This is a genomic window from Rhodanobacter glycinis (assembly GCF_006438785.1).
GTDB classification, from domain to species: Bacteria; Pseudomonadota; Gammaproteobacteria; order Xanthomonadales; family Rhodanobacteraceae; genus Rhodanobacter; species Rhodanobacter glycinis_A.
This window is the reverse complement of record NZ_RCZB01000004.1, coordinates 167,083-181,512: the sequence shown is the minus strand read 5'-3', so window position 1 is coordinate 181,512 and position 14,430 is coordinate 167,083. Positions and strand designations below refer to the sequence as shown.

At 66.5% G+C, this 14,430-nt stretch carries 11 protein-coding genes; 10 read left to right on the top strand and 1 reads right to left on the bottom strand.

Annotated elements, in window-relative coordinates; translation table 11 throughout:
* Positions 1 to 7: 7 nt before the first annotated feature.
* From EAH75_RS14805 to EAH75_RS14790, 4 genes are read left to right on the top strand one after another with little or no spacing between them, the layout of a single operon-like run.
* Entirely contained in the window at positions 8 to 3,199 is a 3,192-nt protein-coding gene (locus EAH75_RS14805; RefSeq protein ID WP_140651699.1) for an efflux RND transporter permease subunit, read from the top strand.
* Positions 3,199 to 4,647: an efflux transporter outer membrane subunit gene (locus EAH75_RS14800; protein ID WP_140651696.1), complete on the top strand. Its 1,449-nt coding sequence runs from the start codon at positions 3,199 to 3,201 to the stop codon at positions 4,645 to 4,647. The genes EAH75_RS14805 and EAH75_RS14800 overlap by 1 nt, the downstream gene beginning before the upstream one ends.
* A complete protein-coding gene (locus EAH75_RS14795) occupies positions 4,644 to 5,399 on the top strand; it encodes an SDR family oxidoreductase (RefSeq protein WP_140651693.1) in 756 nt (251 codons plus the stop codon). The genes EAH75_RS14800 and EAH75_RS14795 overlap by 4 nt, the downstream gene beginning before the upstream one ends.
* Positions 5,400 to 5,427: 28 nt before the next feature.
* Positions 5,428 to 5,916 carry a nuclear transport factor 2 family protein gene (locus EAH75_RS14790; protein ID WP_206666216.1) on the top strand — a complete coding sequence of 163 codons (489 nt, stop codon included), beginning with the start codon at positions 5,428 to 5,430 and terminating at the stop codon, positions 5,914 to 5,916.
* Positions 5,917 to 5,930: 14 nt separating this feature from the next.
* Here EAH75_RS14790 and EAH75_RS14785 read toward each other — a convergent pair whose 3' ends face one another.
* Entirely contained in the window at positions 5,931 to 6,434 is a 504-nt protein-coding gene (locus EAH75_RS14785) for a nuclear transport factor 2 family protein (RefSeq protein ID WP_240046207.1), read from the bottom strand.
* A gap of 351 nt (positions 6,435 to 6,785) precedes the next feature.
* On the opposite strand from EAH75_RS14785, the gene EAH75_RS14780 reads away from it, so the two are divergent.
* The 6 genes from EAH75_RS14780 to EAH75_RS14755 all read left to right on the top strand — a co-directional run bounded on the left by EAH75_RS14780 (position 6,786) and on the right by EAH75_RS14755 (position 14,405).
* Positions 6,786 to 8,549, top strand: coding sequence for a PD40 domain-containing protein (locus tag EAH75_RS14780; protein ID WP_161596202.1), 1,764 nt, complete (start codon positions 6,786 to 6,788; stop codon positions 8,547 to 8,549).
* 117 nt (positions 8,550 to 8,666) lie between these two features.
* Positions 8,667 to 9,797, top strand: coding sequence for a sensor histidine kinase (locus EAH75_RS14775; protein WP_140651686.1), 1,131 nt, complete (start codon positions 8,667 to 8,669; stop codon positions 9,795 to 9,797).
* A complete protein-coding gene (locus EAH75_RS14770; protein WP_140651684.1) occupies positions 9,794 to 10,549 on the top strand; it encodes a LytR/AlgR family response regulator transcription factor in 756 nt (251 codons plus the stop codon). The genes EAH75_RS14775 and EAH75_RS14770 overlap by 4 nt, the downstream gene beginning before the upstream one ends.
* Before the next feature lie 151 nt (positions 10,550 to 10,700).
* Entirely contained in the window at positions 10,701 to 11,525 is an 825-nt protein-coding gene (locus EAH75_RS14765; protein ID WP_140651682.1) for an AraC family transcriptional regulator, read from the top strand.
* 46 nt (positions 11,526 to 11,571) lie between these two features.
* Positions 11,572 to 12,543 carry a DMT family transporter gene (locus EAH75_RS14760; protein ID WP_140651680.1) on the top strand — a complete coding sequence of 324 codons (972 nt, stop codon included), beginning with the start codon at positions 11,572 to 11,574 and terminating at the stop codon, positions 12,541 to 12,543.
* Positions 12,544 to 13,445: 902 nt separating this feature from the next.
* Positions 13,446 to 14,405, top strand: coding sequence for a TolB family protein (locus tag EAH75_RS14755; protein ID WP_140651678.1), 960 nt, complete (start codon positions 13,446 to 13,448; stop codon positions 14,403 to 14,405).
* The last annotated feature ends 25 nt before the right edge of the window (positions 14,406 to 14,430 follow it).

Below are 14,430 nucleotides of genomic sequence, written 5' to 3'. Positions count from 1 at the left end.
CCGACCCATGAAGAACATCGCCCAATTTTTCGTCAACCGGCCGATCATGGCCGCCGTGCTGTCGCTGCTGTTCGTGATCACCGGCTCGATCGCGGTGTTCAAGCTGCCGATCAGCGAATACCCGGAAGTGGTGCCACCGACCGTGGTGGTGCGCGCCGCCTATCCCGGCGCCAACCCCAAGGTGATCGGCGAAACCGTCGCCACGCCGCTGGAAGAACAGATCAACGGCGTCGAGGGCATGCTGTACACCTCCTCGCAGGCGACCAGCGATGGCGCGCTCACTCTCACGGTGACGTTCGCGCTGGGCACCGATCTGAATACCGCCCAGGTCGACGTACAGAACCGCGTGGCGCAGGCCTTGCCCAAGCTGCCGGAGGAAGTGCAGCGGCTCGGCGTGACCACGCAGAAGAGCTCGCCCGACCTCACCATGGTCGTGCATCTCACCTCGCCGGATCAGCGCTACGACATGCTGTACCTGTCGAACTACGCGCGCCTGCACGTGAAGGATGTGCTGGGCCGGCTCGACGGCGTCGGCGACGTGCAGATCTTCGGCGCCGGCGAATACTCGATGCGCGTGTGGCTCGATCCGCAGAAACTGGCGCAGCGTTCGCTCACCACCGGTGACGTGATCAACGCGATCCGCGAGCAGAACGTGCAGGTCGCCGCCGGTGCGCTGAACGCGCCGCCCGGCCCGACCAACTCGGCGTTCCAGCTCAACATCAACACCCGCGGCCGGCTGATCAGCGAGAACGACTTCCGCAACATCATCGTGCGCACCGACACCAACGGCGGCGTCACCCATCTGAGCGACGTCGCCAAGGTCGACCTGGGCTCGAACAACTACGCGCTGCGCAGCCTGCTCGACAACAAGCCGGCGGTGGCGCTGCCGATCTTCGCGCGGCCCGGCTCGAACGCGATCCAGATCTCCGACGAAGTGCGCACCACCATGGCGCAGCTGAAGAAGGAGTTCCCGCAGGGCGTCGACTACTCGATCGTGTACGACCCGACCGTGTTCGTGCGCGGCTCGATCGAGGCGGTGGCGCACACGCTGCTGGAAGCGATCCTGCTGGTGGTGCTGGTGGTGATCCTGTTCCTGCAGACCTGGCGTGCCTCGATCATTCCGCTGGTGGCGGTGCCGGTGTCGCTGATCGGCACGTTCGCGGTGATGTACCTGGCCGGCTTCTCGCTCAACGCACTGTCGCTGTTCGGACTGGTGCTGGCGATCGGTATCGTGGTCGATGACGCGATCGTGGTGGTGGAAAACGTCGAGCGCCACATCGAGCTTGGCCAGTCGCCGAAAGAAGCCACGCGCAAGGCGATGCACGAAGTCACCGGCCCGATCGTGGCCACCGCGCTGGTGCTGTGCGCGGTGTTCATCCCGACCGCGTTCGTCAGCGGCCTCACCGGCCAGTTCTATCGCCAGTTCGCGCTGACCATCGCGATCTCCACGGTGATCTCCGCGTTCAACTCGCTGACCCTGAGCCCGGCGCTGGCCGCCGTGCTGTTGAAGCCGCATGACGCGCCGAAGGACCGCCTGACCCGCGGCATCGATCGCGCGTTCGGCTGGCTGTTCCGTCCGTTCAACCGCCTGTTCCATCGCGGTTCGGAGCGCTACGTGGGCGGCGTGAAGCGCATCGTCGGCAAAGGCAAGCTGGCACTGGTGGTATACGCCGGCCTGATCGCGCTGACCTGGTTCGGCTTCTCGCACGTGCCGACCGGTTTCGTGCCGGGGCAGGACAAGCAGTACCTAGTGGCATTCGCGCAGCTGCCTGACGCGGCCTCGCTCGATCGTTCCGAAGACGTGATCCAGCGCATGGGCGCGATCGCGCTTAAGCAGCCGGGCGTCGAGCATGCGGTCGCGTTTCCCGGCCTGTCGATCAATGGCTTCACCAACTCGACCAACTCCGGCATCGTGTTCGTCACGTTGAAGCCGTTCGAGGAACGCCGCAGCGCGGATCTTTCGGCCGGCGCGATCGCCGGCGCGCTGAACCAGAAGTTCGCCTCGATCCAGGACGCGTACATCGCGGTATTCCCGCCGCCGCCGGTGATGGGCCTGGGCACGATCGGCGGCTTCCGCCTGCAGCTGGAGGATCGCAGCGACCGCGGTTTCGACGAGCTGTACAAGCAGACCCAGAACCTGATCGCGGCGAGCCGCAAGGATCCGGCACTCGCCGGGCTGTTCTCCAGCTTCCAGGTCAGCGTGCCGCAGGTGGATGCCGATGTGGATCGCGAGAAGGCCAAGGTCGTCGGCGTGAATCTGGCTGATGTTTACCAGACCATGCAGGCCTATATGGGCTCGCTCTACGTCAACGACTTCAACCGTTTCGGCCGCACCTACCAGGTCAACGTCTCGGCCGACCCGGCGTTCCGCCATACGCCGCAGGACATCCTCGCGCTGAAGACGCGCAACGCGCAGGGCCAGATGGTGCCGCTGGGTTCGTTCGTCACCGTCAAGCAGGGTGCCGGCCCGGATCGGGTGCAGCACTACAACGGCTACCCGACCGCCGAGATCAATGGCGGCCCGGCGCCCGGCTTCAGTTCCGGCCAGGCCCAGGCAGCGATGGAAAAACTGGCGAAGGACAACCTGCCGAACGGCATCAGCTTCGAGTGGACCGAACTGACCTACCAGCAGATCCTCGCCGGCAATACCGCGATCCTGGTGTTCCCGCTGTGCGTGCTGCTGGTGTTCCTGGTGCTGTCGTCGCTGTACGAGAGCTGGTCGCTGCCGCTGGCGGTGATCCTGATCGTGCCGATGGTGCTGCTGTCCGCGATTGCCGGCGTGTGGCTGAGCGGTGGCGACAACAACATCTTCACCCAGATCGGATTGATCGTGCTGGTCGGACTGGCGTGCAAGAACGCGATCCTGATCGTCGAGTTCGCCCGCGAACGCCAGCATGAAGGCATGAGTCGGCACGAGGCGGTGCTGGAAGCGGCGAAGCTGCGCTTGCGGCCGATCCTGATGACCTCGTTCGCCTTCATCATGGGCGTGGTGCCGCTGGTCACCTCGCACGGCGCGGGCGCCGAGATGCGCCATGCGATGGGCGTGGCGGTGTTCTCCGGCATGCTCGGCGTGACCATCTTCGGGCTGATCTACACACCGCTGTTCTACGTACTGATTCGCGCCCTGGTCGAGCGTCGCGAAGCGCGCGCGGCCGAACGCGCCGCCGCGCATGGATTGCCGGCGCTGGAGAACCACTGATGAAAACCTTGCTCAAGATCGCCGCGCTCAGCGCGGCCCTGATCCTCGCCGGCTGTGCCAGCGTGGGCCCGAACTACCACGCCGCGAAGATTGCCGCGCCGCAATTGCAGGGGCTGGATGCGGCGCAGGAAAACAACACGCAGTTCCAGGCCGCGTGGTGGAAGCAGTTCAACGACCCCACGCTGGATGCGTTGATCCAGCGTGCGGCGGCCAACAACCTCGACCTGCGCATCGCGGTGGCGCGACTGCACGAATCGCGGGCGCTGCTCAGCGGCGCCAAGTCCGATCAGCTGCCGACGATCGACACCAACGTGAACTACACGCGCAGCCGCGGCCAGCAGCCGGGCTTCGGCGCGCAGCGGCAGACGGTGACCACCTATCAGGCCGGTTTCGATGCGTCGTGGGAGCTGGATCTGTTCGGCGGTGTGCGTCGTTCGGTCGAGGCATCCGGCGCCGACCTCGGCGCCAGCGAGGCGGCGCTGCACAACGCGCAAGTCAGCCTGCTGGCCGAAGTCGCGCGCAACTATTTCGAATTGCGCGGCAGCCAGCTGCGGCTGGACATCGCCCGGCGCGACATCGACAGCCAGCAGCAGACCGTGCACCTGACCGACGTGCGCCAGCAACTCGGTTCCGGTTCCGAGCAGGATGTGGCCAGCGCGAAAGCCCGCCTGAGTGCGGTGCAGGCGCAACTGCCGCTGCTGCAGACCCAGGCCAGTGCCAGTGAATTCCGGCTCGCGGTGCTGCTCGGCGAACGGCCCGGCGAACTCGACATCGACGTCTCGCCGAAGAGCTTCACGCCGATCGCGGCGAGCCTGCCGATCGGCGACGCCGGCGATGTGCTGGCTCGCCGTCCGGACGTCCAGATGGCCGAACGCGAATACGCTGCCGCCAACGCGCGCATCGGCGTGGCCAAGGCGGATTTCTTCCCGCACATCACGCTGGGCGGCTTCCTCGGTTTCCTGGCCGGACGCAGCAACGATTTCGGCAGTCCGGCCACCCGCGCCTGGTCGTTGGCGCCGAGCATCAGCTGGCCCGGCCTCAACGTGCAGCGCGTGCGCGCCAACCTGCACGCCAGTGAGGCACGCGCCGATGCGGCGCAGGCGAACTACCAGCAGTCCGTGCTGCTGGCGATCGAGGACATCGACAACGCGGTCACCGGCTTCAACCAGCAGCGCGTGCGCGTCGATCACCTGATCGAACAGGGCACGCAGAGCAAGCGCGCCGCCGACCTGGCCCGCGTGCGTTACCAGGAGGGCGCCACCAGCTTCCTCGAACTGCTCGATGCCGAACGCACCCAGCTCGCTGCCGAAGACGACCTGGCCCAGGCCGAGGCGGCGATCAACACGCGTGCCGTAGCGCTGTACAAGGCGCTCGGTGGTGGCTGGCAGGCCTGCGGCGACGAGCATTGCAGCGCCATCGCCAAGGCTGACCCCAGCAACGCGCCATGAGCCGGCCGGCCCGACGCGTGCCGACCGCGGCAACTGCGCCGGCGATCACGCCGGTCTATCGCGTGGCGCTGGTCAGCGGTGCCAACCGCGGCCTCGGCTTCGAGGTGGCGCGCCAGCTCAGCGAGCGCGGCATGACCGTGCTGCTTGGCGCGCGTGATCTCGACAAGGGCCTGCGTGCGGCACGCAAACTCGCCGGTGCACTTGGCGAGGTGATCGCGGTGCAGCTCGACGTCACGCAGCAGGATCAGGTCGACACGCTGGCGCGCTGGATCGAGATCACCTACGGCCGGCTCGACGTGCTGGTCAACAATGCCGGCGCTTTCTACGACCCCGCCGCGAATCCGTCCGGCACCGCGATCGCGCCGGTGCGCGACGCGATGGAGACGCACCTGTTCGGCAGCTGGCGGCTGTGCAGCGCGCTGCTGCCGCTGATGCGACGGCACCGCTACGGCCGCATCGTCAACGTCTCCAGCGGCTGCGGCGCAAGCACCACCGACAGCGCCAGCTGCCCGGCCTATCGCGTCTCCAAGTCGGCGCTGAACACCTACACCCGCGCGCTGGCCAGCGAACTCGACGGCAGCGGCATCGTGGTCAACGCGGTATGCCCCGGCTGGGTCGCCACCGACATGGGCGGTCCCGGCGGGCGCCCGGTGAGCGAAGGCGCGGCCGGCATCGTGTGGGCCGCCTGCCTGCCGGAACAGATCGCCAGCACCGGCGGATTCTTCCGCGATGGCCAGCGCATCGCCTGGTGATTGCATCCGATCTGGAGCAGCAGTACTCGTGAGCACACTCGATCATCCGCCTCGCCTGTCTGTCAGTGCGGACGAACAAGTCGCCATCGTCGACGCGCTGTATCGTTTCGGCGCCGGCCAGGACCTGCGCGACCGCGCGCTGTTCGAGTCGGCCTTCGCCGAACACGCCACCCTCGATTTCACCGCGCCGGCGTGGCGGCTGGGCGCCGCCATCCCGGTGTTCGAGGGCCGCCAGACAATCGCCGACACCATCTTCGCGGCGATCGGCGGACTCGACACTACCCACACCGTGACCAATCCGCGCGTGACCGCTTTCGACGGCAAGCACGCCACCTTGTTCGCACTGGTCGAGGCACAGCATTTGCCGCGCCACGACCACTCGCGTCACCTGCTGCTCAAGCACATCTACACCACCGAACTGTCGCGCCAGGGAGCGCAGTGGCAGATCGAACGCATGCAGATCGATATGGTGTGGTTCAGCGGCGATCCCGCCGTGCTGTTCCCCAAGCCGGGCTGATCAGCCCGGACCGATCAGCGCTTGCTGACTTCGCTGTGCTGCGAGTACAGCGCGTGCCAGCGGCCGTCAACGTAGACGAAGATATCGGACGAACGCACGTCGCTGGCCGCGCCTTTCGCCGGGTCGTAGAACGACAGGATCGCGGTGTCGCCGTGGATTACCACGGCCTTGCCCGAGGGATGCGTCTTGAGCCACGCCTCGACCTTGCGGCGCTCCTCGTCGGAACCGCGATTCTTCGCCGCGTGCGCCATGATCGCGGCCTTCGGGTGCACCACGCCATCGGCACCAACCGAGCGGTATTCCGGCAGCAGCATTTCGTCGAGCCACGCCGTGTCGCCGTCGAGTTCCGCCTCCAGCCAGTGCTGGTCGACCGCGATCACCGCCGCCTCGCTGCGGGCGGATTCATCGATGCCGGCGGCCCTCGCGGCCGAGGTCCCCGCGATCACCGCTTCGGCGCCCAGCACCAGCACGGCGAGGCAGGCCATGCCCATCGGGAAGAGACTTTGCTTGCTGCGCATGCTGCTGTCCTGGTTCGTGGCGGGATCGCCGCCGGACGAGCGTGCCTCGCCGGCCGGCTATCCGCACCGCTTCGGTGACGAGCGCCCGCAACGTGGTGACCAGCGGTTGGATGGGACTGTTCAGCGGCGACAGCTGGCAGCCCGCGCCGACGAGCGTCCCTGCGACCGGCCTTCGAGGACGCGGTGGCCGGCCGCCTGCATCGGCCAGTGCACCGTTCGTCATTGCCGCGGCGCCGGTGGTCACAGGAGCGGCGACGCAGGTGACGGCCCGTGCCAGCCTGCATGGATCGTCCACGTCCATGGCGCCGCTCCTCGATCGACGCACGGGCCACGCCACCAGGGAGAAGCTGCATGAAATTGTCGACTGCACTGGGCGTTCTGCTCGTCGTTGGATCGTCGGCCCACGCGGCCACGACCGCCGGCGCGACCGCAACGATCTTCGCGCCGGGAGAGATTGCCGGTACCACCGACGACGGCGCGGCGGCATTCACTCCGGATGGCGCGACGGTGTATTTCATGCGCGGCACCGACAGCTTCACGCTGATGGAATCGCATCGTGATCGCGGTCACTGGTCGACACCCAAGGCTGCTCCGTTCTCCGGGCACTGGCGCGATCTCGATCCGGCGATGGCACCGGACGGCTCGTTCCTGCTGTTCGTCTCCAACCGCCCGGTGCTGCCCGGCGGCAAGCCGATCGATGAGGTTCACGCGGGCAAGCGCCGCGCCGGCGAGGGCATGAACCTGTGGCGGGTGAACCGGCAGGGCAACGGCTGGAGCGCACCGGTGCGCCTGCCGGACGTGGTCAACAGCTGCTCGACAACTTTCGCCCCCAGCATCGCGGCGGACGGCAGCATCTACTTCATCGGCTGCAGCGCGGCGGACACGCAATTCCATCTGCTGCGTTCGGTCTACCGCGACGGCGTGTACCACCCGCCCTACATCGTGAAGCTGGGCGATGCCGATGCGCAGATCCGCGATCCGGCGATTGCACCGGACCGCTCGTTCATGGTCTTCAGCACCAAGCACGATGCGCAGCAACCCTATCGGCTCGCCATCGCGTTCCACACGCCCACCGGCTGGAGCACCCCGCGCGATCTCGGCGACAGCGTGAACGGCGGCAAGCACAGCATGGGCGCCCAGCTGGGTGCCGATCACCGCACCCTGTATTTCTACAGCGATCGTCGCCTGCCGGCGTCGGATCCGGATGCTGCCGCGGCGTGGAACAACGGTGCCGATCACATCTGGCAGGTGTCGCTGGCACCGTGGCTGGATGCGCCATCCGGGACGGCCCCCGCGGCTTCCCGCCTGCCCTCGGCGGAGCTGCCATGGGGAGCGGGCAACGATGCGTCGCCTGCGTTCACGCCGGACGGCCGGACGGTGGTGTTCGCGCGCGGGCAAGGGCCGACGCGGCGGATCTACCTTGCGCATCGACGGGCGGGGATCTGGTCGACACCGGAACGTGCGCCGTTCTCGGCGCAGTGGATGGACCTGGAACCGGCGATGGCGCCCGATGGCTCGTATCTGGTCTTCATTTCGAACCGGCCCGCCACGGCCGGCGGCAAGGCACTGGACGGCTACTTCGGCGGCAAGCCGCAACCCGGGCGCGGCGGCAATCTGTGGCGCGTGAACCGCGCGGGCGATGGCTGGAGCGCACCGGTACGGCTTCCCGATATCGTCAACGCCAGCCCGGCGACTTATTCGCCGGCAGTGGCGGCGGATGGCAGCCTGTATTTCATGAAACCCGATCCGCAGAGCCATCATCTGCGGATCTACGTCAGCCAGTTTGCTGGCGGGCAGTTCCAGCCACCGGTGCGGCTGCCGTTGCCCTCGAACGACGGCGTGGCCGCCGATGTCGACCCGGCGATCGCGCCGGATAGATCCTTCATCGTGTTCAGTTCGAATCGCAGGCCCGCCGCAGCGGACACCAACGATCTGTTCGTGGCCTTCGCCACACCCGCGGGCTGGGGCCAACCGATCCATCTCGGGCCGTCCGGCGAGGAGGCGCGTCTGGATCCGGACCTGTCCACGGTGTATTTCACGGCAGCGGACAACCGCATCCACCACCTGTCGATCGCGCCCTGGCTGGCGGAACACGTGACGACCAGACCCCGATGAAGTAGCACGATGTGCCTGCTGCCGAAACGGCAACGCTGCGCTGAATCCGGGCTCACGTTCCGCACGACACCACTTGCCGCCTATCCGCCGGACGCACGGCTTGGGCATACTGCGCGGATGAATAGAGCGCCAGCGGTGCGCATCGCCAGCGAGAATCCCGTGCCGGACTACATCACCTCGCGAGGATCAAAGACCTGGGGCCTGGCGTTCGCTTTCTGGACGCTGCTGGCGCTGTCTTACGCGCTGAGCTCGGGGCTATCCGCGCTCAGCGAAGGGCACGACCCGTCGTGGCTGCGCGGGCTCACCTGGAACGCCGCCGACTTCTATCTGTGGATGGTGCTGGCACCGGCCATCGGCTGGCTGGGCCGGCGCAGCGCCGGTCGCAGCTGGCCACGCTTCCTGCTCCTGCATGCGCCCGCCAGCCTCGGCATGGCGCTGGCGCAGACGGTGCTGCAGCTGCTGATCTTCTGGACCGTGAGCGGTCCGGGCAAGATGCCGGTGACGTCGTTCGGCGGCTTCGTCCATATGGAATTCGCCTACAAGTTCCAGCAGGCGCTGGTGATCTACTGGGTGATTCTGGCGGTGCTGCGCGGGATGGAATCACGCCGGCACCTGCGCGACGAGCGGTTGCGCCGCACCCAGCTGGAAACGCAGCTGGCGCAATCGCAACTGCAGGCGCTGCGCATGCAGCTGCAGCCGCACTTCCTGTTCAACACGCTCAACGCGATCTCGGCGCTGGCGCTGGCCGATCCGCTGCAGGCGCGGCTGATGATCGCGCGGCTCAGCGACTTCCTGCGCCTCACCCTGGAAGAACGCCACGCGCCGCAAGTACCGCTGTCACGGGAGCTGGAATTCCTCACCTGCTATCTCGACATCCAGCAGGTGCGTTTCCAGGATCGCTTGAGCACCCGGCTGGACGTGGCCGACGACACCCTCGATGCGGCGGTGCCCAACCTGATCCTGCAGCCGCTGGTGGAGAACGCGCTGCGCCACGGTCTGCAGGACAAACCCGGCGCCGGCATCCTGCGCGTTTCCATCCGGCGCGACGGCGACCAGCTGCAGTTGCGCGTGGACGACGACGGCCTCGGCCTGCCGCCGGCCGGCACGCTGGAAGGCATCGGCTTGGGCAATACCCGTTCGCGCCTGCGCATGCTGTTCGGCGACGCGGCGGGGCTCGAACTCAGCGCGATCCCCGGCGGCGGCACCCGCGCCGAGGTGCGCCTGCCCTACACCGAGCACGCCGCATGAACACGCCGCGCCTGCGCACCGTGCTGGTCGACGATGAAGTGCTGGCGCGCCTCGCGCTGCGCCAGGCGCTGGCCACGCACGCCGAAGTGGAGATCGTCGGCGAATGCGGCAACGCCGCCGAGGCGATGCAGGCCGTACGCGCGCTGCAGCCGGACCTGCTGTTCCTCGACATCCAGATGCCCGGCATGGACGGCTTCGAACTGCTGCACGAACTCGCCCCCGACCGCCTGCCGCTGGTGGTGTTCACCACCGCGTTCGCCGAACACGCGCTGCGCGCGTTCGATGCGATGGCGCTGGACTACGTGCTCAAGCCGATCGACCAGGCCCGCTTCGACCAGGCCATGGCACGCGTGAATCGCCACTGGCTCGGCCTCCACGCCGGCACTGGCGATGCATCCGCACCGACGCCCGCCGATGGCTACGTGCAACGCCTCAGCGTGCGTCACGGCGAACACATCCGCGTGCTCCCCGTCGACGACATCGACTGGATCCGCGCCGACGGCAACTACCTGCACATCCACATCGGCCCGACGCGCTACCTGCACCGCGACACCTTGCGTCACCTGCTGGCGCAGCTCGACCCCGCGCGCTTCCTGCGCATCCACCGCGGTACACTCGTGAACCTCGCGCGCATCCGCGAAGTGCATCCGTTGTTCAAGGGGGGTGCGGAAGTCGTGCTGCACGACGGCACGCGGCTGGATCTCAGTCGGCGCTTCCGCGCGGGTGCGCGTAGCGTGCTGGGCCTGCCCTGAAGGCCTCTGCGCACATCCGTTGAGTCGCCTGCGCCAAAACGAATGCATCGGAAAGTGATCGGCAATGTGTTGCGTCGGTCGGTTGAGTCCGCCACCCAAACTGGACCTTCTCGCAAAGCGTTGAACCTGATGCGCATGCCATCATTTGTCCATGCATGGCGTACCTCACCTTTTTGATCACCCCGCAGATACCGCCGAATTCCGCCGTCCTGCGCACCGCGCCGGGGTTGAGCTATATCGCGCGCACATTGTGCGCCACGCTTTCGTGCCGCACGTACATGATGGCTTTGGCTTGGGCGCCATCGAATCCGGCGTGGAGCGCTTCCGCTACCGCGGTGCGGACCATCTGGCTCCACCCGATTCGCTAGTGCTGATGAATCCGGATGAGTTGCACACCGGCCGCGCCGAAACGGCGAGCGGCTGGCGCTACCGTATGGTTTATATCCAGCAGGCTGCGGTAGATGAGATCACCGGCGAGCACGGTTGGTGGTTTGGCGACGCCGTGCAGGCAGATGCCGTGGGCGCGCGGCAGATTACCGTGTTGCTCAATGCGCTGTGGCAGGCGCGCGAGCCGCTTGCCTTTGACAGCTTGCTGCTGCAGTTACTTAGCGAATTCCGCCGTTACGCTCGTGTATCCCGCACGGCACAGCGTGAGGCACCATCGCGGTTTGCGTTAGTGATCGAATATCTCCGTGCGCACTTGGCCGAGCATGTCACGCTGGATGATCTTGCCAAGGTGGCGGGACTCAGCCCCTTCCATTTTTTGCGCCAGTTCCAGGCGCGCCATTACGCCACGCCACAGCAGATGTTGATGGCTTTTCGCCTCTCCGCTGCCAAACGCTTGCTCGCCGCCGGCGAAGCACCGGCCCAGGTTGCTGCGGCCACCGGGCTGGCCGACCAGGCTCATCTGACCCGCGCCTTTGCGCGCCGCTACGGAGTTACACCTGCGCGTTACCAGCGCGGGCTGCAGCGATAGCAATCTCGTACAAGACCATCCGATCGCGTAGCCCGATGCTGCACGCATGTGGACAGGAACGTTCTACGCACTCTGCGCCGGCCTGATGTGGGGCTTGGCTTTCGTCGGGCCTCTGCTGGTGCCCGAATATCCGGCCGCATTGCAGTCGGTCGGCCGCTATCTGGCTTTTGGCTTGATTGCGCTGCCGCTTGCCTGGCTGGATCGCCATGCGCTGCGCCAGCTCAGTCGCGTCGATTGGACGGAGGCACTGAAGCTCACAGCCGTCGGCAACTTGCTTTATTACGTGTGTCTGGCCAGCGCGATCCAGCACGCAGGCGCGCCGCTATCGACCATGATCATTGGTACTTTGCCGGTGGTAATCGCGATTGCCGCCAACTTGCGTAACGCCCGTCGCGACGGCCGTCTGCCTTGGGCACGACTCGCACCGGCGCTGTTGCTGATCGCCGCTGGCATTACTTGTGTGAATCAGTCCGAGCTGGCCGCATTGCGCGCCCAGACGCACGCGGATTTATCACGATACGGCATGGGCGCTTTGCTCGCCCTCGGTTCGGTGGTGTGTTGGACTTGGTATCCGCTGCGCAATGCCGACTGGCTGCGCCACCATCTCGGCCGCAGCCCGCGTACATGGGCAACCGCGCAGGGAGTCGCCACTCTGCCGCTGGCGCTGATTGGTTACGTACTGGTGTGGTTGTACTTGCACGCTACCGGTAACGAGTTCCCCATGCCGTTTGGCCCACGCCCCATGGTCTTTATTGCATTGATGGCAGCGATCGGCTTGTTCGCTTCCTGGCTGGGCACCACATGCTGGAACGAAGCCAGCCAGCGCCTGCCGACAGCTATCGCGGGCCAGCTAATCGTGTTCGAAACATTGGCAGCGTTGAGCTATGCCTTTGCGCTGCGCGGCAAGTTTCCGAACACGCAAACCATGCTCGGGGTGGCGCTGCTGGTAGCAGGTGTGATCTGGGCTGCGCGGGTGAAGCCCGTGTCGCTGGAGTGTGTGGAAGCGGAGCGGTTGTGATTCGAACGGTTCTAGCTCAAGCATTCCGTTGCTTCCAGATGAACCTTCGCTAGATGGCAAACTCTAGGCATTGCTTTTTGTCCGGATGATGGCTTGGCGGTGCATGAACTGCTTGGCATGCAAATAGTGCCCTATACACGGTAAACGCGCTGGCAAGAACCAGTTTGCATTTTCCACATGCGAAGCGAGTGATTCCGGGAGCTCTTAGTCGCCTGCCAGCCACGCGGCCCATACCGCTGTCCAGACCACTCCAGCAAAAGGCTACGCGTCGCTCAACCCGACGTCGATCGACCGTTTCTGGCCGATATCAGACATGTCCTAATTTCGAATAGCCGTCCAATACTGTCCACCTTTTGCTCTCGCAACCGCGCAGCGGTTGCGCACTGTGTGCGGGCCAGGATGGCCCACTGCTCTACCCGGGGCCCCTGTACGGCGGTGAGCCGGGGTCGACAGGCCGCGCAGCGGGCATCGGCAGGGACGCCGATGCCTTTTCGCCAGGGCAGGATGCCCTGTCGAAAAGCCCGGCCCCGGCTCACGGACTTGCCGCCCATGGAGGGGCGGCAAGCGCCAAGCGGGTGGCCTTTCTCTTTGGTTATCTTTCTCTTTGGCCACGCCAAGAGAAAGTAACTCGGCTGCCGCAGGCAGACGAAAGCTCTTCGCCTTGAAGGCTTGGCGCGGCGAGAACCAGCAAAAGCATCGCGACTGAAGTCGCTCCCACAAAGGCCGCCTCGCTTCCGGGGCAGTGCTCGCCGCGACGAGCACGATTCTCCAACGAGAACGAACCAGTTGCCCCTCGCGAACAACCGCTGGTCACAGTGAATCTCCGCTCATCACAAAGCAGCAGCGATGCGCCGATCCCGCTGTGCAGACTCGACGCACCGTCGCCCCGTCGAGCAACACGCATGGCCCAGCACCCGCTCACCCTGTTCGCCTGCAGCCTCCTCGCGCTGACCCTGTCCGGCACCACCGTCGTCCGTGCCGCCGACACCGCACCCACCACACCGGAAATCTTCGCCCCCGGCACGATCTCCGGTCCCGCGGGCGTGGACTGCCTGACCTTCGCGCCCGACGGCGCCACCGTCTACTTCGACCAGCAGGCCGGATGGAACGGCTTCATCATGGAATCGCACCGGGTCGGCAGCAGCTGGTCGACGCCGCGGATCGCGTCGTTCTCCGGGCAGTGGCAGGACCACGATCCGGCGATGGCACCGGACGGCTCGTTCCTGGTGTACACCTCCAATCGCGCCGACGTTGCCGGCGGCTCGGCACTGCGCGGCGGCCATCTGTGGCGCGTCGACCGACGTGGCAACGGCTGGAGCGAACCAGTACGGCTGCCCGACGCCGTGAACGACGCGCCGAGCATCTACGCGCCCAGCGTGGCGGCCAACGGCGACGTGTACTACCAGCGGCGCGACGAGCCCGAGCACGAGTTCCATCTGTATCGCACCGCCTGGCGCGACGGTCGCTACCAGAAGCCGCAGCGGCTCGCGCTGGGCGATCCGGCGGCGCACGAGCTGGATCCGGCGATCGCGCCCGATCAATCGTTCATGGTGTTCGACGCCAATTACGCCGGCAAGGACAAGCCTGATCGGCTGTACATCGTCTTCCGCGAAGGCGACGGCTGGAGCAAGCCGGTCGACCTCGGCGATGCGGTGAACCGCTACGAGCCGTGGGGTGCGCACCTGGGCCCGGATGCCCGCACCTTGTACTTCACCAGCAACTACACGGCCAAGTTGAGCTACCCGCGCTCGCCGACGCAGGCGAGTGCGGATCTGGCGCGCATGCGCGCGTGGGACAACGGCAGCAACCACATCTGGCGTGTGTCGCTGGCGCCGTGGCTGGATGCGCCGCGCTCGCGGTGACAGCCGAAGCAAGCCACCGGACCTC